The following is a 20,568-nucleotide window of genomic DNA, read 5'->3' as shown; positions in this document are numbered from 1 at the left end:
CTCCGGTAGCGACGACGCTGCTATTTGCCGTTACGTACTGCCGGAGGCGCAGTGGATGTTTCCACGACCCTGTGGGTCACGACTGTCCTGGGCCTTGCCGCCCTCATCGCGGTCGACTTCTTCATCGGCCGCAAGCCCCATGACGTGTCCATCAAGGAAGCCGGAATCTGGACGGTCGTCTGGATCGCCCTGGCCGCCCTGTTCGGACTCGGGCTGCTCGTCTTCTCCGGCGGCCAGCCGGCCGGAGAGTTCTTCGCGGGCTTCATCACCGAGAAGTCCCTGAGCGTCGACAACCTCTTCGTCTTCGTGCTGATCATGGCGAAGTTCTCGGTGCCCTCGCAGTACCAGCAGCGGGTGCTGCTGGTCGGTGTGCTGATAGCCCTGGTGCTCCGCGCGATATTCATCGCCGCGGGCGCGGCGATCCTCGCCAGCTTCGCCTGGGTCTTCTACATCTTCGGCGCGTTCCTGATCTACACCGCCTGGAAGCTGATCCAGGAGGCCAGGGCCGAGGAGTCGGACGAGGAGTGGGAGGAGAACAAGCTCCTCAAGGCCGCCGAGAAGCGCTTCGGCGTCGCCGACCGCTACCACGGCACCAAGCTGTGGATCGAGCAGAACGGCAAGCGCGTCATGACGCCGATGCTGGTCGTGATGCTCGCCATCGGCACCACCGACGTCCTCTTCGCACTGGACTCCATCCCGGCGATCTTCGGTCTGACCCAGGACCCGTACATCGTGTTCACGGCCAACGCCTTCGCGCTCATGGGCCTGCGGCAGCTGTACTTCCTGATCGGCGGTCTGCTGAAGAAGCTGGTCCACCTGTCCTACGGCCTGTCGGTCATCCTCGGCTTCATCGGGGTGAAGCTGGTGCTGCACGCACTGCACGAGTCCGGGGTACACGTCCCCGAGATCTCCATCCCGGTGTCCCTCGGAGTGATCTGCGCGGTCCTGGTCGTCACCACGATCACCAGCCTGCTCGCCACCAGGAAGCAGGCGCAGGCCGAGGCCGAGCAGGAGAAGGCCGACGGCGCGGAGAAGGACAGCGTCGAGGCCTGACGAGGGCCGACACCGCACAGCAATCACGGATGGGGCCCCGCACCACGGAGACGCAGATCCACGGCGTCACCGGAGTGCGGGGCCCTTTCACGTCTGAAAGGATCACCGCATGCTCGCTCGGCTCCGGTCGCTCACGACGCGATGGACTGATGTCGTCCCGGTGGCCGCGGTCGTCCTGCTCGCTCTCACCTGGGGACGTGATCTGCCCGCCGCGGTCGTCGCCCTGGTGACGCTGGTGCTCGCGGGAGCCGTTCTGGCCGCCGTCCATCACGCCGAGGTCGTCGCACACCGGGTCGGCGAACCCTTCGGCTCCCTCGTCCTCGCCGTCGCCGTCACGATCATCGAGGTCGCCCTGATCGTCACCCTCATGCTCGACGGCGGGGACAAGAGCGCGACCCTCGCCCGCGACACCGTTTTCGCCGCCGTGATGATCACCTGCAACGGCATCCTCGGCATCTGTCTGCTCGTCGCCTCGCTGCGCCATGGCCTCGCGGTCTTCAACCCCGAGGGCACCGGCGCCGCCCTCGCCACGGTCGCGACGCTGGCCACGCTCAGCCTGGTGCTGCCCACCTTCACCACCAGCAAGCCGGGGCCGGAGTTCTCCACGGCCCAGCTCACGTTCGCCGCACTGTCCTCACTGGCTCTGTACGGCCTGTTCGTGGCGACCCAGACCGTGCGCCACCGGGACTACTTCCTGCCGATCACCCGGCTCGGCAAGGTGATCACCGAGGACGACCACGCAGAGGCACCGTCGGCCCGTACCGCCCGGATCAGCCTCGGACTGCTCGGACTGGCGCTCGTCGGCGTGGTCGGCCTCGCCAAGGGGGTCTCGCCGACCATCGAGTCGGGAGTCGAGGCGGCCGGACTGCCGTCCGCCGTCGTCGGTGTGGTCATCGCGCTGCTCGTGCTGCTGCCCGAGACCATCGCCGCCCTGCGCGCGGCCCGCCGCGACCGCGTCCAGACCAGCCTCAACCTCGCCCTCGGCTCCGCCATGGCCAGCATCGGCCTGACCATCCCGGCCGTCGCCCTGGCCTCCGTCTGGCTCTCCGGACCGCTCGTCCTCGGCCTCGGCGCCACGCATATGGTGCTGCTCGCCCTGACCGTCGTGGTGGCCTCGCTGACCGTGGTCCCGGGCCGCGCGACCCCACTGCAGGGCGGGGTCCATCTGGTGCTGTTCGCGGCCTATCTGGAGCTGGCGGTGAACCCGTAGCGCGGTGTCGGCGAGCCCGTGGCGCCGATGCCGGTGAGCCCGCGGCACCGGTGTCGTGAAGACGCGGCGCCGGTGCTCACCCCGCGGTCGCCTCCGCCTGCGCCGTCGTCGCCAGGGGCACCGGCCGGGTCTCGGGGAGCAGGGCGAAGCAGCCCAGGCTCAGCACGGCGATCCCGGTCAGATACGCGCCCACGCCCCAGGGCACCCGCCCGCCCTGGGCCACGGCGGTGGCCACGATCGGGGTGAGGGCGCCGCCCAGCACCCCGCCGAGGTTGTAGCCGACAGCGGCACCCGTGCAACGCACCCGGGGCTCGTACAGCTCCGGCAGATACGCGGCGATGACGGCGAACATCGTGACGAAGGCGAGCATCGCCACGAGGAAGCCGAAGAAGATCAGCAGGGGTTCACCGGTCGCCAGCAGCGCGACCATGGGGAACATCCACAGCACGGTGACACCACAGCCGATCAGGCACATCGGACGCCGCCCGTACCGGTCGCCGAGCACCGCCGCCACCGGTGTCAGGGCGCCCTTCACCACCACCGCGCCCATGATGCAGGTCAGCATGACGGTACGGCTGACGCCGAGCCGCTCCGTGCCGTACGCGAGGGACCAGGTCGTCACCGTGTAGAACACCGCGTACCCGATCGCGAGCGCTCCGGCCGTCAGCAGGACGAGGCGCCAGTGGCCGCGCACGACCTCGGCGAGCGGCACGCGCGCGGGCTCGGTGATCTGCAGGAACTGCGGGCTCTCGGTGAGCGACGACCGCAGCCACAGCCCGGCGACGGCGAGGACGCCCGCCGCCCAGAACGGCACCCGCCATCCCCAGGCGGCGAACTGGGCCTCCGTCAGGCTCGCCGACAGCGCCAGCATCACCCCGTTGGCCAGCAGGAACCCCACCGCCGGCCCGACCTGGGGGAAGCTCGACCACAGCCCGCGACGGTGGGCCGGCGCGTGCTCCGCCGTCAGCAGCACCGCCCCGCCCCACTCCCCGCCGAGCCCGAGCCCTTGCAGGAAGCGCAGCACGAGCAGGAGCAAGGGGGCGGTGACCCCGATCGAGTCGAACGTGGGGACGCAGCCGACGGCCACGGTCGCGCCCCCGGTCAGCAGCAGCGAGGCGACGAGCACCGGCCGCCGTCCGTGCCGGTCCCCGATGTGCCCGAACAGCACCGAGCCGAGCGGCCGCGCCACGAATCCGACCCCGAAGGTCGCGAAGGCCGCGAGGGTCCCGGCCAGGGGCGAGAACGTCGGGAAGAACAGCGGCCCCAGGACGAGGGCCGCCGCCGTCCCGTAGACGAAGAAGTCGTAGAACTCGATGGCCGTCCCGGCGAGCGAGGCGGACGCGAGCCGCAGCATGGAGGGCGGTTTCACGGTGCGTGCAGGTTGCATACCGCGTCAACTACCCACAGTGACGGGCGGTTACGGGGGGCGCGCGGAGGCCCGTTCGAGGTCAATGAGGCGTAGGAAGCGTCAACGGGTCTCAGTAGGTCACCGAGATGCGCCGGGCGGGCCCGTCGACCCGGATCACGCCCCCGTAAGGGATGACGAGCTGGGGATCGGTGTGTCCCAGATCCACGTCGAAGACGATCGTGGTGTCGGGGGCGTACGTCCGCATCGCGCGCAGGACGGCCTCCCGCTGCCCGGCCGCGTAACGGGCCGCTTCCTCAGGGGGGTTGGGCCGCTCGAAGGACCAGGCCTTGGGGCGGCCCATCAGGAGCGCCGGGAAGCGCCGGAGCAGGCCGCGCTCTCCCATGTTCCGCAGGACGCGGAAGACCTCCTCGGCGCTCGGGAGTTCCTCCGAGGTCTCCAGGAAGAGCACGCCGCCGTCGAGGACGGACAGGTCGCGCGGCACCTCGCGGTCGGCCATCAGCAGCCAGCCGAGGATCTCCAGACAACCGCCCCAACCACGGCCCTCCACCACGCGGTCGGGGTTCACCCAGGTCCATCCGGCGCCGGGCACGGTCTCCGGCTCCGCGTCGAAGGTCGTGGGATCGGCCCAGTCACGGTTGACGTCGTTGAAGCGCTCGGCGGGCCGCAGTTCGTACGGCCCCGAGGTGAACAGGGCGGCGCGCAGGGAGTCGGCGGTCAGCGGGTCCATGGCGACGGGCCTGCCCAGCGAGGTCATCACGGTCCCGCCGTGGTAGCCGACGATGCCGGTGTTGTACAGGAAGGCCAACAGGTTGGTGTTGTCGCTCATACCGAAGAACGGCTTGGGGTGCGCCCGCAGCAACTCCCGGTCGAGGAACGGCAGCACCGTGATCTGGTCGTCGCCCCCGATCGAGGTGAACACCGCCTTGATGTCAGGATCGGCGAAGGCCGCGTGGATGTCGTCCGCCCGCTCCCGCGGTGTCGTGCCCATCTTCCGGGTCGTCGGGTACTCGACCGGTACGAGGCCGTACTCCTCGCGCAGTCGCTCCAGGCCCAGTTCGAAGGGGCGTGGGAAGAGCTCGGGCAGACCGGCACCGGGCGAGACGACGGCGACCCGGTCGCCGGGGGAGGGCTTGGGAGGGTACGAGGGCGTGGTCATGCGGGGAGGGTACGGCCTCCTGCCCCGCCGTTTCACCGTGATAAACCGGGGTTGAGCAGCGGCCCCCGACGGGCCGCCGACCCGAACGGACCGGAGGAACCGTGCCCCGCAGCCTGGCCAACGCCCCGATCATGATCCTCAACGGCCCCAATCTGAACCTCCTGGGTCAGCGGCAGCCCGAGATCTACGGCTCCGACACGCTCGCCGACGTCGAGGCGATGTGCGCCAAGGCGGCGGCCGCGCACGGCGGCACGGTGGACTTCCGGCAGTCCAACCACGAGGGCGAACTCGTCGACTGGATCCACGAGGCACGCCTCCACCACAGCGGGATCGTCATCAACCCCGGCGCCTACTCGCACACCTCCGTCGCGATCCTCGACGCCCTCAACACCTGCGACGGGCTGCCCGTGCTGGAGGTGCACATCTCCAACATCCACCAGCGCGAGACGTTCCGGCACCACTCGTACGTCTCCCTGCGCGCCGACGGTGTCATCGCCGGCTGCGGGGTGCAGGGCTATGTGTTCGGCGTGGAGCGGGTCGCCGCGCTGGCGGGGACGGGGAAGGCCGAGGCGTAAGCACCGGGCTCCAGGAGCACGCCCCTTACAGGCGCGGATTCCAGGAGCACGACCGCTTACAGGCGGCCCGCCTCCACGATCCGTCGCAGGAACTGCCGGGTGCGTTCCTGCCGCGGGTCACCGAACAACTGCTCCGCGGTGCCGCGCTCCAGCACGACGCCTCCGTCCAGAAAACAAACCTGGTCGGCCACGTCACGGGCGAAGCCCATCTCGTGCGTGGCCAGCACCATCGTCATACCGTCGGCCTTCAGATCACGGACGACGTTCAGGACCTCGCCCACAAGCTCCGGGTCGAGGGCCGCGGTGATCTCGTCGAGCAGCAACAGCCGGGGGCGTACGGCCAGGGCGCGCACGATCGCCACGCGCTGCTGCTGGCCGCCGCTGAGCCGGTCCGGGTACGCGCCCGCCTTCCCGCTCAGCCCGAGCCGGTCCAGCAGCTCCCCGGCCCGTTCCTCGGCCTCCGCGCGGGGGACGCCGTGCACCCGGCGCGGGGCCAGGGTGATGTTGTCCAGCACCGTCATGTGCGGGAACAGGTTGTACGACTGGAAGACCACGCCGATCCGGCGCCGTACCGCGTCCTGGTCCACACGCGGGTCGGTGATCTCCTCGCCGTCCAGCCAGATCGCCCCGTCGTCGATGTCCTCCAGCAGGTTGGCGCAGCGCAGCAGTGTCGACTTGCCGGACCCGGAGGCGCCGATGAGAGCGGTCACGGTGTGCGGAGCGACCTCCAGATCGACGTCCCTGAGCACGACCGAGCCGCCGAAGGTCTTGCGCACGGACTCCATCCGCAGCACGGGGGAGCCCCCGGATGCGTCCACGGTCTCCACGGTCCCTCGGGTCTCGCTCATGTCGTCCCTCCCTGCGCCCGCTGCCGGTCCATCCGGGCCGTGACCCAGTCGGTGAAGCGGGTCATCGGGATGGTCAGGGCGACGAAGACCAGTCCCGCGACGATGTACGGCGTGTAGTTGAGGCTGCGGCCCACGATGATGTCGGCGGCGCGTACGGCGTCGATCGCGCCGCCGATCGAGACCAGACCGGTGTCCTTCTGCAGCGACACGAGGTCGTTGAGGAGGGGCGGCACCTGGCGGCGTACCGCCTGGGGGAGCACGACGTGCCGCAGCGCCTGCCGGTTGGTGAGGCCCAGCGAGCGGGCCGCCGCGCGCTGCGACGGGTGCACGGACTCGATGCCTGCGCGGAACACCTCGGCGACGTACGCCGAGTACGTGAGCGTCAGCGCGGTGCCGCCGAGCAGCACCGGGTCGACGGTCACGCCCTGGAGCCGGAGCGCCGGGACACCCAGGACCACGATCATCAGATTGATGATCAGCGGCAGACCGCGGAAGAAGTCGGTGTAGGCGGCGGCCAGCGCCCGTAGCGGGAAGAACACCGGGCCGCGCAGGGTGCGCGCGACGGCGATGAGCATGCCGAGGACGAGCACGGCGACACCGCAGACCAGCAGCAGCCGGACGTTGAGCCACAGTCCTTCGAGGACCTTCGGGAACGCCTCGCGCGCGTACTCCGCGCTGAAGAACGTCTCCTTGGTGCGCGGCCAGCCGGGCGCGTTGACGACGACCAGGTACAGGACGACGGCCGTCGCCAGTGTCGACAGGGCGGCGATGCCGGTGGCGCGGCGGGCCCGGTCGCGCTTGTAGCGCTCCCGGTCGAGCCGCCGCTGAGAGGGGACGTATCCGTCGTCCCCGCCGGGCATGTCGCCGTTGTCGTCCGCGTCCTCCCGGCCGGGCTCCTGCTTCACGACCGTCACTTGAGCACCGGGGCGTCGACGGCGTCGGAGAGCCACTCCTGCTCGATCTTCGCCAGGGTGCCGTCCTCACGCAGGGCGTCGACGGCGGTCGTCACGCAGGAGGTGAGGGCGCTGCCCTTGTCGAGGACGAGACCGAACTGCTCGGGCGTGCCGCCCCGGTTCTCGAACTGACCGACGATCTTCGCGTCCGTCACCTCGGCGCCCGTGATGTAGAACGCGGTCGGCAGGTCGACCACGATCGCGTCGATCTGGCCGTTCTTCAGCGCGGACTTGGCCTGGTCGTTCTTGGCGTACGCGGCGGGGTCCTGGGCCGGCTTCACCACCTCGTCGATGTAGTCCAGGCTGGTGGTGCCGACCTGGGCGCCCAGGTGCAGCTTCTTCAGGTCGGCGATGCTCGTGGCCTTCGCGGCGGGGGAGTCCTTCAGCGCCACGACGGCCTGGCGCACGTCGTAGTAGCCCGACGAGAAGTCCACGGCCTTCTTGCGCTCGTCGCTGATCGACACCTGGTTGACGTCGAAGTCGAAGGTCTTGGCCCCCGGTGCGAACGCCTTGTTGAAGGGCACGCTCTGCCAGACGACGTCCGCCTTGTCGTAGCCGAGCTGCTTCGCCACCGCGTAGGCGACGGCCGACTCGAAGCCCTCGCCGTTCTTCGGGTCGTCGTCCTTGAACCAGGGCTCGTAGGCCGGTTCGTCGGTGGCGATCGTCAGCTTGCCGGAGGTCTTCGTACCCAACTCGCCCTTGGCGCAGGTGGCTCCGGACGCCGGGGCGGAGGCCGAGTCGGAGGCGTCCTCCTCCGGCTGCGGGGCGCAGCCCACCGCGACGGCGGCGAGCAGGGCGGCTATGGCGGCGGTGGCGGCACGGCGCGGGGAGCGCGAGGCGCGCAGGACAGGACGCATGGCGTGAGATTGACAGCGCGACATCCTGTTTGTCGAGGTCACACAGGTGAATGTCCGCATACTGGGAACGTGTGTTGCGGTCCTGTGAACGCGGGGCGGGGCCGCCGGCCGAGGGCGGGGATTGACAGGCCGGCGGCCCATCCGCGCGGGAGCCGTCATCCCGTGCGGACCTGCCTCCAGTGGACTACGCCACGGCGTGCGCCGGGAGCGCGCGCGGGGCACCGGCGTGTGTGTTCGATTCACACGGGGCGCGCGTGGGTGTGCCCGCGCCCCCTGCCGGTCGCCTCACCAACTTCCGTACGGCACTGGGGAGTTCACCAGCCCCGTGCGCGCCACTCCGGCAGGTGGGGGCGCTCCGCGCCGAGCGTCGTGTCGTTGCCGTGGCCCGGGTAGACCCAGGTCTCGTCGGGCAGGGTGTCGAAGATCTTCGTCTCCACGTCGTGGATCAGGCTCGCGAACGCCTCGGGATCCTTGCGGGTGTTGCCCACCCCACCCGGGAAGAGGCAGTCCCCGGTGAACACATGCGGATGCCCGTGCGGGTCGTCGTAGACCAGGGCGATCGAACCCGGCGTGTGGCCCACCAGATGGCGCGCGGTCAGCTCCACGCGCCCCACCCGGATCGTGTCCCCGTCGCCGACGGGGACGTCGGTCGCCACCGGGATGCCCTCGACGTCGTCCCGGCCCGCGTAGGTACGGGCGCCGGTGGCCGCCACGACCTCGGCGAGCGCCTGCCAGTGGTCGCCGTGCTGATGCGTGGTGACGACGGACGCGATCCCGTCGTCACCGATCAGGGTGAGCAGGGTGCCGGCGTCGTTCGCCGCGTCGATCAGCAGTTGCTCGTCGGTGGCCCGGCAGCGCAGCAGGTACGCGTTGTTGTCCATCGGGCCCACCGCGACCTTGGAGATCATCAGGTCCGGCAGCTCGTGCACATCCGCAGGACCGCCGACCTTCACCGCTCCGCTGTACGTCATGGGGGCAGCCTATAGCGGGGGCAGCGAGGGGAGCGTGCCTCCTTCGACGTGCAGCGCGGAACCGTCGCGGCGGCCGGCGAGCCAGCCGAGGAGGTCGGCCTGACGGCCGCTGACCGTGAGATCGGGAAGCGGTGGCCGGTAGCCGCTGTCGAGCTGCTCGGCCGTCACGCCCTCGACGGCTCCCGTGACGAGCAGACGCCCGTCGTCCTGCTTGATCGTCAGGGCGGGCACATCGGGGTGCTTGGAAAACCGGTGGGCGAGGAAGTTGATCTCGCGCTGGGCGAACTCCCCCGGCAGATCCTCCAGGTCGTACCCGATCCCCAGATCCACGTGATGGAGCTCCACCTCGATCCAGCGCCGGAAGGGCAGCCATGCCGCGGTGTCGAGGACCCCGTTGCGCAGCTCGACCGTGCGGGACCAGTCCTGGGAGAGGGACGCCGCGTCCTGGAAGCGGTTCGCGCTGTCGCGCACGTCGGCGAGCTGGGTTTTCAGGGGGCGCGGGGCGTCCCGCTCGATGTCGGCGTCCCGGGCCTCCGCGGAGGCGTACATGGGGCGGCCTTCCAGGACGTTCACGAGCGCGTCCGCGTTGCGGGCGAGGTGGGCGAGGACGTGACCGCGGGTCCAGCCGGGCAGCCGTGACGGCTCGGTCACATCGGCGTTGTCCAGTGCGGCGGCTGCGGTGAGTAGCCGGTCCGTCGCTTCGCATACAGAGGCCAGGTCACGAGCGTGATCCATCATGACGCCGACCCTAGCCCCGCCACCCCTTCGGGTGAAGGTGTCCGGTCCCCGCCGTAAATCGAATGCACGTGCTATATGGTCGGGTGCGGCGTCGGGCATGCTGGAGAGCCCGGGTTTGTTCTGGAAACGGGGAAACAGGACCGGCGCTGTCAGTGGCTCCCCCTAGTCTGTGGAGGACGGGGGCTCCGGCCCCTGTCACTCACTCAAGAAAGGTGCGGACCGGCGTGGCCGACCGTCTCATCGTCCGTGGCGCGCGCGAGCACAATCTGAAGAACGTCTCGCTCGATCTGCCACGCGACTCGCTCATCGTCTTCACGGGCCTGTCGGGGTCGGGCAAGTCCTCGCTGGCCTTCGACACGATCTTCGCCGAGGGGCAGCGCCGGTACGTCGAGTCGCTCTCCTCCTACGCCCGGCAGTTCCTCGGGCAGATGGACAAGCCGGACGTCGACTTCATCGAGGGTCTGTCCCCGGCGGTCTCCATCGACCAGAAGTCGACCTCGCGCAACCCGCGCTCGACGGTCGGCACGATCACCGAGGTCTACGACTACCTGCGCCTGCTCTTCGCGCGCATCGGCAAGCCGCACTGCCCCGAGTGCGGCCGTCCGATCACCCGCCAGTCGCCGCAGGCCATCGTCGACCGGGTGCTGGAGCTGCCCGAGGGCAGCCGCTTCCAGGTCCTCTCGCCGCTGGTGCGGGAGCGCAAGGGCGAGTTCGTCGACCTCTTCGCGGATCTCCAGACCAAGGGGTACAGCCGCGCGCGGGTGGACGGCGAGACCGTCCAGCTCTCCAACCCGCCCACCCTGAAGAAGCAGGAGAAGCACACCATCGAGGTGGTCGTCGACCGCCTCACGGTGAAGGACTCCGCCAAGCGGCGGCTCACCGACTCCGTGGAGACCGCCCTCGGTCTCTCCGGCGGCATGGTCGTGCTCGACTTCGTCGACCTCCCCGAGGACGACCCCGAGCGCGAGCGCATGTTCTCGGAGCACCTGTACTGCCCGTACGACGACCTGTCCTTCGAGGAGCTGGAGCCCCGCTCCTTCTCGTTCAACTCGCCCTTCGGCGCCTGCCCCGACTGCTCCGGCATCGGTACGCGCATGGAGGTCGACCCCGAGCTGATCGTCCCGGACGAGGACAAGTCGCTCGACGAGGGCGCCATCCACCCCTGGTCGCACGGACACACCAAGGACTACTTCGGCCGCCTCATCGGCGCCCTCGCGGACGCGTTGGGATTCCGGACCGACATCCCCTTCGCAGGTCTCCCGCAGCGCGCGAGAAAGGCCCTGCTGTACGGCCACAAGACACAGATCGAGGTGCGTTACCGCAACCGGTACGGCCGCGAGCGGGTGTACACCACGGCCTTCGAGGGCGCCGTCCCCTTCGTGAAGCGGCGGCACGGCGAGGCCGAGAGCGACGCCAGCCGTGAGCGCTTCGAGGGCTATATGCGCGAGGTGCCCTGCCCCACCTGTGAGGGCACACGCCTGAAGCCGATCGTCCTCGCGGTCACGGTCATGGAGAAGTCGATCGCCGAGGTCTCCGCCATGTCCATCAGCGACTGCGCGGACTTCCTGGGCGAGCTGCGGCTCGACGCCCGTGACAAGAAGATCGCCGAGCGGGTGCTGAAGGAGGTCAACGAACGCCTGCGGTTCCTGGTCGACGTCGGCCTCGACTACCTCTCGCTGAACCGCGCGGCCGGCACGCTCTCCGGCGGCGAGGCCCAGCGCATCCGTCTGGCCACCCAGATCGGGTCCGGTCTCGTCGGCGTCCTCTACGTCCTCGACGAGCCTTCCATCGGTCTGCACCAGCGCGACAACCACCGGCTGATCGAGACCCTGGTCCGGCTGCGCGACATGGGCAACACGCTCATCGTCGTCGAGCACGACGAGGACACCATCAAGATGGCCGACTGGATCGTCGACATCGGCCCCGGCGCGGGTGAGCACGGCGGCAAGGTCGTGCACAGCGGTTCCCTGAAGGAACTGCTCGACAACACCGAGTCGCAGACCGGGCAGTATCTGTCGGGCAGGAAGGTCATCCCGCTGCCCGACATCCGCCGCTCGCTCGACCCGAGCAGGCAGCTCACCGTGCACGGCGCCCGGGAGAACAACCTCCAGGACATCGACGTCTCGTTCCCGCTGGGCGTCTTCACCGCCGTCACCGGTGTCTCCGGCTCCGGCAAGTCCACGCTGGTCAACGACATCCTGTACACGCACCTGGCCCGCGAGCTGAACGGCGCCCGCAGCGTCCCGGGGCGGCACACGCGCGTGGACGGCGACGACCTCGTCGACAAGGTCGTGCACGTCGACCAGTCGCCCATCGGCCGCACCCCCCGGTCCAACCCGGCGACGTACACCGGCGTCTTCGACCATGTCCGCAAGCTGTTCGCCGAGACCACCGAGGCGAAGGTCCGCGGCTATCTGCCCGGCCGCTTCTCCTTCAACGTCAAGGGCGGCCGCTGCGAGAACTGCGCGGGCGACGGCACGATCAAGATCGAGATGAACTTCCTCCCGGACGTCTACGTCCCGTGCGAGGTCTGCCACGGCGCCCGGTACAACCGGGAGACCCTGGAGGTCCACTACAAGGGCAAGTCCATCGCCGACGTCCTGAACATGCCCATCGAGGAGGCGACGGACTTCTTCGAGGCCGTCCCCGCGATCGCCCGCCACCTCAGGACCCTGAAGGACGTCGGCCTCGGCTACGTCCGGCTCGGCCAGGCCGCCACCACCCTGTCCGGCGGTGAGGCACAGCGCGTCAAGCTCGCCAGCGAGCTCCAGAAGCGCTCCACCGGACGCACGGTCTACGTCCTGGACGAGCCGACCACCGGTCTGCACTTCGAGGACATCAGCAAGCTCCTCACCGTGCTGTCCGGCCTGGTCGACAAGGGCAACACGGTCATCGTCATCGAGCACAACCTCGACGTCGTCAAGACCGCCGACTGGGTCGTGGACATGGGCCCCGAGGGCGGCGCCGGCGGTGGTCTCGTCATCGCCGAAGGCACGCCCGAGCAGGTCGCCGGGGTTCCGGCCAGCCACACGGGCAAGTTCCTGCGGGAGATCCTCGGCGCCGACCGGATCAGCGACGCGGCCCCGGTGAAGGCCCCGCGCAAGGCCGCGGCGAAGAAGGCGGTCGCCGCCAGGTCCACGGCCAAGAAGACGGCGACGGCCCGGACGACCACGACCGCCAGGAGCACGACCGCCAAGACCACGGCGGCCAAGACCACCGCGGCCGAGAGCACCGAGCCCGAGAACGCCGAGACCGAGACCGCGCCCGCCAAGAAGGCGGCCGCGACCACGAAGAAGGCGGCTCCCGCGAAGAAGACCACCCGGGCCCGCAAGGCCTGAGGCGACCGAGCGGCAGGTCCTGCCAAATCCAGAAAAATGCGGCGGCCCGCGGGAACTCCCCGCGGGCCGCCGCACGTTCTCCCATCAGCCGCCCTGGCCCTGCAGTGATCAGCCCTCCCTGCCCTCGGGTTCGACGAACTGCATGTCCAGTTGCACCTTGACAACATCACCGAGAAGACCAGCCCCGAAGTCCAGCCCGTAGTCGCTGCGCCGGATCTCCCCCGTCGCCTCGAACCCGGCATGCCTGCGACCGTCCCCGGGGGAGTCCACGACCCCGCCGAACTCCACGGCCAGCGTCACCGGACGGGTCACGTCCCCGATGGTCAAGTCCCCTTCCATCGACCACTCCTCGCCCGCCCCGCGTACCCGCGTCGAGCGGAAGGCCATCGTCGGACGCTTCTCGACATCGAGCAGATCCGCCGAGCGCGTGTGCGCGTCACGGTCGGGGTTCCCGGTGTCGAGGGAGGCGAGGGCGATCTCCGCGCTCACCCGCACGTCGTCGACCGTCCCACCGGCGTGCAACTCGGCCGTGAACCGCTCGAACCGGCCCCGTACCTTGGCGATCCCGAGGTGCCGGATCGTGAAGTTGACGGCCGAGTGCAGCGGGTCGAGCTCCCAGTCACCGGGGGACAGGGGCAGAGCGGCGGCGGTCGGCGTGTGCGACACGTTGTCCTGAGTCATGCCTCCACCATCCGGCGTTCCGCGCCCGGGAGGGAGGCCGGGCCGAGGGTAGTAGTGCGAGGGCCACCCTCGGCGGCGGCACACCCTGTACGTTCGACGGGTGAGCGACAACGAGTTGGCTGCCTTCCTGCGCAGCCGCCGCGAGGCCATCACCCCGGCCGAGGTGGGGCTGCCCACCGGCCCCCGCCGCCGCGCACCCGGCCTGCGCCGCGCCGAGCTGGCCACCCTCGCCGGCATCAGCGTCGAGTACCTCACCCGCCTGGAACAGGGCCGCGACCGCAACCCCTCGTCCCAGGTGCTCGGCGCCCTCGCGGACGCGCTGTGCCTGCGCGTGCCGGACCGGATCCTGCTGCGCCGGCTGGCCAAGGAGAGCGGCGACGACAAGATGCTCTGCTCGGCGGACGCCCCGCCGGCCCGCACCGTACGGCCCACCGTGCGGGCCCTCCTGGACCGCCTGGAGCCCACCCCGGCCGTGCTGCTCAACTGGCTCGGCGACATCGTGGCCCACACCTCGGGCTACGAGCGGTACGCCCGCCCGCTCGGGCTGCTCGACGGCGACCCGCCCAACGTCATGCGGTACCTGTTCACCGACGAGCGGGCCCGCACGGTGTACCCGAGTTGGGAGCGGATGGCCGACGAGCAGGTCGCCCATCTGCGCCACGAGGCCCCGCTGCACGACCCGCAGGTCGCCGCCCTGGCCGACGAGTTGACGGTCACCGCGGGTGCCCGGTTCACCCTGCGGCTGAAGGGCGTACCGGCCATGCCGCTGCGCAACGGCACGGAACTCGTCGAGCACCCGGAGGCCGGACGGCTGCGCCTGTCGTACGAGACGCTCGCCCTGCCGGACGACGGCCAGCGCCTCATGGTGCACCTCCCCGCCGACGAGGCCACGGCCACCGCTCTCGACCACCTCAACGGCCGCAAACCGGGCGCCCTGCGCGCGGTCAGCGGCTGACCGCACGCGAGGGACGCACACGACGCGGGGGCGTGAACGCGAGGGATGCACGCGCGGGGGTGCGAAGGCTGGGGACGGCCGCGCGTTGAACACCCGCGCGCGGGACGGCCTACACCTCGCCCATCGGGTCCACCCGGTCCGCCCGACCCATGTCGCCCATCTCGGCCGCGTACGGCGGCTCGGCGCCCGCTCGGGAGCAGGTGATCGCCGCCGCGCGGGCGGCGAAGCGCAGCAGGCGGGTCCAGTCGTCGGCGCCCAGGGCGGCGAGGGCCGTGCCGGAGAGGGCGTCCCGGGCCGACAGACCGTGGAGGAGGGCCGCGTTGACCGTGTCGCCGGCGCCGATGGTGTCGACGACATCGACCTTCTCGACCGGTACGGAGTGCTCGGCACCGGTGCGGGTGTGGACGGTCAGGCCGTCGCCGCCGTGCGTGACGACGACGGCGGCGGGGCCGGAGTCCAGCCACAGACGTGGGGTGCCGCCCAGCCACCGAGCGTCCTCCTCGGAGAGCTTGAGCAGCGTCACCGAGGGCAGCCAGCTCCTGAAGCGGGTCCGGTAGGCGTCCGCGTCGGGGATCAGACCGGGCCGGATGTTGGGGTCGAGGGCGGTGAACACGCCCTGCGCGGCGGTGGCGTGCATCAGCTTCTCGTACGCGCTCGCGCCGGGTTCCAGGACGAGTGAGCAGGTGCCGAAGGAGACGGCCCGGGTGCCGGCGGGCAGCCGGTCGGGGGCCTCGAACAGGCGGTCGGCGCTGCCCTCGACGTAGAAGGAGTACCGGGCGGAGCCGTCCTCGCCGATCGAGGCCAGGGCGAGGGTCGTCGGCTCGGGGCCGCGCTGCACGGCGGCCACGTCCACGCCCGCGTCGCGCAGGCCGTCCAGCAGGGCCTCGCCGTAGCCGTCGTACGAGACCCGGGAGCAGAAGGCGGTGGGGGAGCCGAGGCGGCCGAGCGCCACGGCCGTGTTGTAGGGGCCGCCGCCGCGCGCCGGCCGCAGGTCCACGAGCCCGCCCGTGCCGCGGGGGACCAGGTCGATCAGGGCTTCACCGGCGACGACGATCACTGGGCGGGTCCTCTCTCGGGGCTTTCGGCCGGAAAGTACCTCAAAGGCCCGCGCCACCGCGACGGGCGCCCATCTCGGTGCCGGCCCCTGCCTGCCGGCCGGTCACTCCCAGTCCCAGCCGATCCCCACGATCCCCGTCCGTACGCGTGGTTCCACGAGGTGCACCGAGCGGTGCAGGCCGCTCAGGGGAAGGGTCGTCCGGCCGCCTCGGGGCGCGGCGGCGGAGTGCTGGCTGAAGCGGTGGCAGCGCACGGGCAGGGCGCGTTCGTCGAAGCGGACCTGGAGGGCGTACTGGCCGCCCGAGGAGCGGAAGCCGCGGACGTACTCGGTGCAGACACCGGCCGTGCCGTCGTCGAAGCCGTAGCGGAAGAGGAACGTGTCGCCGCTGTGCAGCCGGGTGTCGAAGAGGAGTTCGGCGACGAGGACACCGGTGTCCCGGTCCCAGCGCACCCGGCCGCTGCGGCAGTTCTCCAGGGCGCGGACCGCCATCCGCTCCGGCGCGCAGCCCGGGTCGCCGTGGTGGACGGCCACATAGCGGTCCACACCGTCCTTGTGGGCGCGCACGATGTGCTGGGACTCGCGGCCCAGCAGCTCCCGGCGCGCGCCGACCCGGACCCGCTCGTGGTGGCCGACGGTGTGCACACCGCCGTCGAGCGGTACCTCAAGTTCGGCGAGGAGCCGTTCCAGGACACCGGAGGCCTCCACCACGGAACGGTAGGAGCGGCCGGCGGGGCGTTCCGCGCCGGGCGGCTCGTCGGCGTGGGCGAGCAGTCGGATCAGCGACTCTTCCGGGAGCTGGAGGATCTCCTCCAGGGCGCGCACGGCCCGCAGCGACTCGGGGCGCTGCGGACGCCGGGCGCCCTGCTGCCAGTAACTGAGGCTGGTGACACCGACCTTGACCCCGTAGCGCGACAGATGGTGCTGCACGCGCTGCAGCGGCAGTCCGCGGGCGGCGATCGCGGCACGCAGCGCGACATGGAAGGGGCCGCCCCGCAGGACCGACTCCAACTCCGCCGTGGCGACGTCGGTGACGATGTCCGTGACGACGTCCGTGGCGACGTCCGTCACCGCCGCGACGTCCGCGTGCTCTGTGGCGTGCCGCATGCAGGGGCCTTTCTGTAGAGGAGAGTGCGACGGCTGGTCGGACCGCGCGGGCCGACAGGGCGCCCGGCGGACGCTCCCGTCTCCACGGAGATCCACCGGAAGGGCCCTGGACGGCCGCCCGTCTTCACATCCGTACGACGGCGTTCCTTGCCCCGAGTTCCCCCGCATTGAAGCGTGTTGACCAAGTCCCGACAACACCTGACGCGTGACCTGGCCGGACATCACCGGCAAGATCCTCAACGCGCCGGGGACCCTTGATCTGGCCCCAAGAGGTCCCGCAGCGCCTGCCCGGAGAGCTTCGACTTGTGCAGAAAACCCCTGGCGGGACTGGCGGCGACGAGTTCCAGGACGTCGTCCAGCGGATGCGTGGAGGTGAGGATGATGACGGACGCGGCGGTGCGCGCGAGCCTCGGCGCGAGCTCCAGTCCGCTCTCGCCGTTGAGATCGATGTCCAGCAGGACGAGATCCGGGGCCAGCTCCACGGCCTGTGCCAGCGCCTGGGCGCCCGTGGTGGCCACACCGACGACGTGGATCCCGTCGCGCTCCAGCAGCGTACGGGCAGCCTCCAGGAACCGGGCACTGTCATCGACGATGAGACAGCGCATGGACATGGTCACAGCCTCCCAAGGTGGTCATCGGCCCACATTCCGGCTAGCGGGAAAGTGTCGGCGCCGCCGGATTCCCGTTAGCCGTGATGTGCTGAAGTCCTGTGCCGAATCAACTGGTTCACTCTCACCCAGGGAATCGAACGCGACACGAGGAGTAGCATGTCGCTGCCCTGGGGGCCGTGTCGTCCGGTCGAGAGGGGGTGTGCGATGAAAACGCAGCGCCGGGACCTGGGAAAACGTTCTGTCCGCCGTGCCCTGTTGTGGGGTGCGGCGGCCGCCGTGCTGCTCCTGGCCGGATGCAGTGGCGGTGCCGGGGACGGCCGGGCCGAGGAGGGGGACAAGGCGGCGGGCGACACGACCTGCGACGGGAAGATCGACGGCACCGCCCACATCACGATGTGGTTCCACGCGGGACAGAGCGGTGAGCAGACCACGCTGAAGCGCCAGGTCAAGGAGTTCAACAGATCGCAGCGGCAGGTGCGGGTCGAACTGGTCACCCTGCCCGAGCAGCGCCCGTACACCGAACTCGTCCTGTCCGCGGCGGCCAGCGGCGACCTGCCCGACCTGCTCGACTTCGACGGCCCGAACCTCTACAGCTACGCCTGGTCCGGCACGCTCAAGCCGATCGACTCCTGTGTGCCCGCGAGGATCCGCAAGGACCTGCTGCCGTCCATCCGCGAACAGGGCACCTACGACGAGCGGTTGTGGGGCGTGGGCACCTTCGACTCCGGACTCGGCCTGTACGTACGGCCGTCGGTGCTGAAGGACGCCGGGGTCCGGGTGCCGAAGGGCGTCGACGACGCCTGGACCGCCGACGAGCTGACGGAGATCCTGCGCAAGCTGCGCGCGGAGGGCTACGAGGCGCCGCTCGACCTGAACTTCACCGACTCCAAGCTCGCCGACGAGTGGAACACCTACGCCTTCGCGCCGGCCGTGTGGTCGGCGGGCGGCGACCTCATCGACCCCGAGGAGTTCCGCACGGCCGACGGGTTCCTCAACGGCCCGGAGTCCGTCGAGGCGCTCAGCACCATGCAGAGGTGGGTGGAGGAGGGCTATGTCGACCGGGACGAGAAGGAGGACAAGAGCGCCTTCGTGAAGGGCCGTACGCCCATCTCCTGGATGGGGCACTGGAAGTACGGCGAGTTCAGCGAGGCGTACCCCGGCGACGTGGCGATCGTGCCGCTGCCCGACTTCGGTACGGGTACCGTCACCGGCATGGGTTCCTGGCAGTGGGGCATCCCCTCCGGGGGCGCCGACGGTGACGCGGTGTGGCGTTTCCTGGAGTACCTGCTGCGGCCGGAGCAGGTGGCCAGGATGAGCGAGGCGAACGGCGCGATCCCGGCGACGGAGGGGGGCGTGAAGCTGTCCCCGCTGTTCGACGAGAACGGCGCGGAGCGGCTGTTCATCGAGCAGCTGCGCAGCGGCGCCGCCCGGCCCCGGCCGCAGACACCGGCGTACCCGGCGGTCACCGTCGCCTTCTCGCACGCGGTCGCCGACATCGTCTTCTCCGGGGCACCCGCCCAGAAGACCCTGGACGAGGCGGTCGCGGCCATCGACCAGGATCTCGCCGCCCACGACGGTTACCCGAAGAGCGGACCATGACCCGCGCCGCCGGACCCCGGCGCAGCACTCCCCGGGTGCCCGGTCGGATCAGCGCTTCGCGGCCGCGCCGCCGTGCCCGGTCGGCGCTGCTGCTCTGCATGGCCCTGCTGCTCGCGGGCTGCGAGGCGGGCGGAGACGGCGGCGAGCGCACCCGGCGGACCTCCGACGCGACCTGCGACGGCCGGATCGACGCCCCCGCGCAGATCACGATGTGGTTCCACGACCCGTCGGCACACGGCGAACTGGAAGCTGTGCGGGCCCAGGTGCGGGCGTTCAACACCTCCCAGGACGAGGTGAAGGTCCGGCTCGTCCGCGTCCCGGAGGGCGACTACGACGACCTGGTCCGCGCGGCGGCGGCCGACGGCGAACTGCCCGACCTGCTCGACTTCGACGCCCCGAAGCTGTTCCACCACGCCTGGGCCGGTGACCTGAGGCCCATCGACTCCTGCGTCCCGGAGTCCCTGCGCGCGGACCTGCTGCCCTCCGTCCTCGAACAGGGCACCTACCGGGGCAGGCTGTGGGGTCTCGGCACGTTCGACTCCGGACTCGGCCTGTACGTACGGCCGTCGGTGCTGGAGAAGGCGGGCGTACGCATCCCGAAGGGCATCGGCGACGCCTGGACCGCCGACGAGTTCACCGGCATCCTGAAGAAGCTGCGCGCCCTCGGCTACGAGAGGCCGCTGGACCTCCAGCTGCCGTGGGCCGGCACCGAATGGGGAACGTACGGGTTCGCACCGGCCCTGTGGTCGGCGGGCGGCGACCTGATCGAACGCTCCACCTATCGAACGGCCGAAGGTGTGCTCAACGGGCCGCAGTCGGTCGAGGCGCTGACGACGCTGCAGGGCTGGGCGAAGGCGGGATACGTGGACGAGAACAAGGACTTCGGGGCCTTCCAGAAGGGCAGAAGTCCGGTGTCCTGGAACGGCCACTGGAAATACGGCGAGTTCAGCGCGGCCCACCCGGGCGATGTGACGCTCGTGCCGCTGCCCGACTTCGGCACGGGCAGCGCCACCGGAATGGGTTCCTGGCAGTGGGGCGTCCCCGCGGGCGGGGCCGACGGCGACGCCGTCTGGCGCTTCCTGGCCTTCCTGCTGCGCCCCGACGAGATCCTGCGGATGACCGACGTCAACGGCGGGATTCCCGCCACGGGCACCGCGATCGAACGCACCGACGCGTTCGCGGAGGGCGGCCCCGAGCGCCTCTACATAGATCAACTGCGCAACGGCACCGCCCGCCCCCGGCCGCAGACCCCCGCCTACCCGGCGATCACCGACGCCTTCGCCCACGCCTTCGCGAAGATCATGCGGGGAGGGGCCGTGCGGCCCGCCCTGGACGAGGCGGTGCGCGCCGTCGACAAGGACCTGGCGGACCACGGCCACTACCCCCCGACCGGACCGTGAGGCCCGGCCGTGCTCCGCCCACCGTCCCGCCGACGACCCCCCGCTCCGAGCCCCGCCCCGAGCCCCTCCCCGGCGGGAGTCCGCCGCGCCGCG

Annotated in this window: 18 protein-coding genes; 7 read left to right on the top strand and 11 right to left on the bottom strand. The window is 70.7% G+C overall.

Annotated elements, in window-relative coordinates; genetic code table 11:
- Positions 1 to 51: 51 nt before the first annotated feature.
- Complete coding sequence (locus ABT147_RS31060; protein WP_351412273.1) at positions 52 to 1,053, top strand: TerC family protein; 1,002 nt, start codon at positions 52 to 54, stop codon at positions 1,051 to 1,053.
- A 109-nt stretch (positions 1,054 to 1,162) separates the two neighbouring features.
- On the top strand, positions 1,163 to 2,263 hold the full coding sequence (locus ABT147_RS31055; protein WP_351412271.1) for a calcium:cation antiporter: 1,101 nt from the start codon (positions 1,163 to 1,165) through the stop codon (positions 2,261 to 2,263).
- Positions 2,264 to 2,339: 76 nt separating this feature from the next.
- Here ABT147_RS31055 and ABT147_RS31050 read toward each other — a convergent pair whose 3' ends face one another.
- The gene (locus tag ABT147_RS31050) at positions 2,340 to 3,617 is read right to left on the bottom strand and encodes an MFS transporter (RefSeq protein WP_351412324.1); all 1,278 of its coding nucleotides are present in this window, start codon (positions 3,615 to 3,617) and stop codon (positions 2,340 to 2,342) included.
- Positions 3,618 to 3,741: 124 nt separating this feature from the next.
- Positions 3,742 to 4,788, bottom strand: coding sequence for a S66 family peptidase (locus ABT147_RS31045; protein ID WP_351412269.1), 1,047 nt, complete (start codon positions 4,786 to 4,788; stop codon positions 3,742 to 3,744).
- A gap of 101 nt (positions 4,789 to 4,889) precedes the next feature.
- Between ABT147_RS31045 and aroQ the strand changes: the two genes are divergently transcribed.
- Positions 4,890 to 5,363: a type II 3-dehydroquinate dehydratase gene (gene aroQ, locus ABT147_RS31040; RefSeq protein ID WP_351412267.1), complete on the top strand. Its 474-nt coding sequence runs from the start codon at positions 4,890 to 4,892 to the stop codon at positions 5,361 to 5,363.
- A gap of 56 nt (positions 5,364 to 5,419) precedes the next feature.
- Here aroQ and ABT147_RS31035 read toward each other — a convergent pair whose 3' ends face one another.
- From ABT147_RS31035 to ABT147_RS31015, 5 genes are all read right to left on the bottom strand, one after another.
- Positions 5,420 to 6,211 carry an amino acid ABC transporter ATP-binding protein gene (locus tag ABT147_RS31035; protein ID WP_351412265.1) on the bottom strand — a complete coding sequence of 264 codons (792 nt, stop codon included), beginning with the start codon at positions 6,209 to 6,211 and terminating at the stop codon, positions 5,420 to 5,422.
- Positions 6,208 to 7,125, bottom strand: a complete 918-nt coding sequence (locus ABT147_RS31030) for an amino acid ABC transporter permease (protein ID WP_351412263.1) — start codon at positions 7,123 to 7,125, stop codon at positions 6,208 to 6,210. The genes ABT147_RS31035 and ABT147_RS31030 overlap by 4 nt, the downstream gene beginning before the upstream one ends.
- Entirely contained in the window at positions 7,122 to 8,021 is a 900-nt protein-coding gene (locus ABT147_RS31025) for an ABC transporter substrate-binding protein (RefSeq protein ID WP_351412261.1), read from the bottom strand. The genes ABT147_RS31030 and ABT147_RS31025 overlap by 4 nt, the downstream gene beginning before the upstream one ends.
- A gap of 314 nt (positions 8,022 to 8,335) precedes the next feature.
- Complete coding sequence (locus ABT147_RS31020) at positions 8,336 to 8,992, bottom strand: MBL fold metallo-hydrolase (protein WP_351412259.1); 657 nt, start codon at positions 8,990 to 8,992, stop codon at positions 8,336 to 8,338.
- 9 nt (positions 8,993 to 9,001) lie between these two features.
- Positions 9,002 to 9,730, bottom strand: coding sequence for a maleylpyruvate isomerase family mycothiol-dependent enzyme (locus ABT147_RS31015; RefSeq protein ID WP_351412257.1), 729 nt, complete (start codon positions 9,728 to 9,730; stop codon positions 9,002 to 9,004).
- Between the two features lie 224 nt (positions 9,731 to 9,954).
- Here ABT147_RS31015 and uvrA point away from each other — a divergent pair, with 224 nt between their 5' ends.
- Positions 9,955 to 13,068, top strand: a complete 3,114-nt coding sequence (gene uvrA, locus ABT147_RS31010; RefSeq protein ID WP_351412254.1) for an excinuclease ABC subunit UvrA — start codon at positions 9,955 to 9,957, stop codon at positions 13,066 to 13,068.
- Positions 13,069 to 13,176: 108 nt separating this feature from the next.
- On the opposite strand, the gene ABT147_RS31005 is transcribed toward uvrA, so the two are convergent.
- A complete protein-coding gene (locus ABT147_RS31005) occupies positions 13,177 to 13,749 on the bottom strand; it encodes a YceI family protein (protein WP_351412252.1) in 573 nt (190 codons plus the stop codon).
- Positions 13,750 to 13,849: 100 nt separating this feature from the next.
- On the opposite strand from ABT147_RS31005, the gene ABT147_RS31000 reads away from it, so the two are divergent.
- Positions 13,850 to 14,704 (top strand): helix-turn-helix domain-containing protein, encoded by an 855-nt coding sequence (locus ABT147_RS31000; RefSeq protein ID WP_351412250.1) that lies wholly within the window; start codon positions 13,850 to 13,852, stop codon positions 14,702 to 14,704.
- Positions 14,705 to 14,813: 109 nt separating this feature from the next.
- Here the strand turns inward: ABT147_RS31000 and ABT147_RS30995 are convergent, their stop codons facing one another.
- The 3 genes from ABT147_RS30995 to ABT147_RS30985 form a co-directional block, all read right to left on the bottom strand.
- Positions 14,814 to 15,761: a carbohydrate kinase family protein gene (locus tag ABT147_RS30995; RefSeq protein WP_351412247.1), complete on the bottom strand. Its 948-nt coding sequence runs from the start codon at positions 15,759 to 15,761 to the stop codon at positions 14,814 to 14,816.
- Between the two features lie 102 nt (positions 15,762 to 15,863).
- Positions 15,864 to 16,865, bottom strand: a complete 1,002-nt coding sequence (locus tag ABT147_RS30990; protein WP_351412245.1) for a hypothetical protein — start codon at positions 16,863 to 16,865, stop codon at positions 15,864 to 15,866.
- 236 nt (positions 16,866 to 17,101) lie between these two features.
- Positions 17,102 to 17,476 (bottom strand): response regulator, encoded by a 375-nt coding sequence (locus tag ABT147_RS30985; protein ID WP_351412243.1) that lies wholly within the window; start codon positions 17,474 to 17,476, stop codon positions 17,102 to 17,104.
- A gap of 204 nt (positions 17,477 to 17,680) precedes the next feature.
- On the opposite strand from ABT147_RS30985, the gene ABT147_RS30980 reads away from it, so the two are divergent.
- Together ABT147_RS30980 and ABT147_RS30975 are read left to right on the top strand one after the other, a co-directional pair.
- Positions 17,681 to 19,075, top strand: a complete 1,395-nt coding sequence (locus ABT147_RS30980) for an ABC transporter substrate-binding protein (protein ID WP_351412240.1) — start codon at positions 17,681 to 17,683, stop codon at positions 19,073 to 19,075.
- On the top strand, positions 19,072 to 20,475 hold the full coding sequence (locus tag ABT147_RS30975) for an ABC transporter substrate-binding protein (RefSeq protein ID WP_351412238.1): 1,404 nt from the start codon (positions 19,072 to 19,074) through the stop codon (positions 20,473 to 20,475). The genes ABT147_RS30980 and ABT147_RS30975 overlap by 4 nt, the downstream gene beginning before the upstream one ends.
- Positions 20,476 to 20,568 lie beyond the last annotated feature (93 nt).

Source organism: Streptomyces sp. NPDC001868, assembly GCF_040297125.1.
Lineage (GTDB): Bacteria > Actinomycetota > Actinomycetes > Streptomycetales > Streptomycetaceae > Streptomyces.
The sequence above is the reverse complement of the archived record's forward strand: the minus strand, read 5'-3'. Positions and strand labels throughout refer to the sequence as shown.

Coding starts and splice junctions, on each gene's coding strand:
- ABT147_RS31055 (WP_351412271.1), top strand. CDS start 1,163: ATGCTCGCTCGGCTCCGGTCGCTCACGACGCGATGGACTGATGTCGTC.
- ABT147_RS31050 (WP_351412324.1), bottom strand. CDS start 3,617: ATGCTGCGGCTCGCGTCCGCCTCGCTCGCCGGGACGGCCATCGAGTTC.
- ABT147_RS31045 (WP_351412269.1), bottom strand. CDS start 4,788: ATGACCACGCCCTCGTACCCTCCCAAGCCCTCCCCCGGCGACCGGGTC.
- ABT147_RS31035 (WP_351412265.1), bottom strand. CDS start 6,211: ATGAGCGAGACCCGAGGGACCGTGGAGACCGTGGACGCATCCGGGGGC.
- ABT147_RS31025 (WP_351412261.1), bottom strand. CDS start 8,021: ATGCGTCCTGTCCTGCGCGCCTCGCGCTCCCCGCGCCGTGCCGCCACC.
- ABT147_RS31020 (WP_351412259.1), bottom strand. CDS start 8,992: ATGACGTACAGCGGAGCGGTGAAGGTCGGCGGTCCTGCGGATGTGCAC.
- ABT147_RS31015 (WP_351412257.1), bottom strand. CDS start 9,730: ATGATGGATCACGCTCGTGACCTGGCCTCTGTATGCGAAGCGACGGAC.
- ABT147_RS31005 (WP_351412252.1), bottom strand. CDS start 13,749: ATGACTCAGGACAACGTGTCGCACACGCCGACCGCCGCCGCTCTGCCC.
- ABT147_RS30990 (WP_351412245.1), bottom strand. CDS start 16,865: ATGCGGCACGCCACAGAGCACGCGGACGTCGCGGCGGTGACGGACGTC.
- ABT147_RS30985 (WP_351412243.1), bottom strand. CDS start 17,476: ATGTCCATGCGCTGTCTCATCGTCGATGACAGTGCCCGGTTCCTGGAG.
- ABT147_RS30980 (WP_351412240.1), top strand. CDS start 17,681: ATGAAAACGCAGCGCCGGGACCTGGGAAAACGTTCTGTCCGCCGTGCC.
- ABT147_RS30975 (WP_351412238.1), top strand. CDS start 19,072: ATGACCCGCGCCGCCGGACCCCGGCGCAGCACTCCCCGGGTGCCCGGT.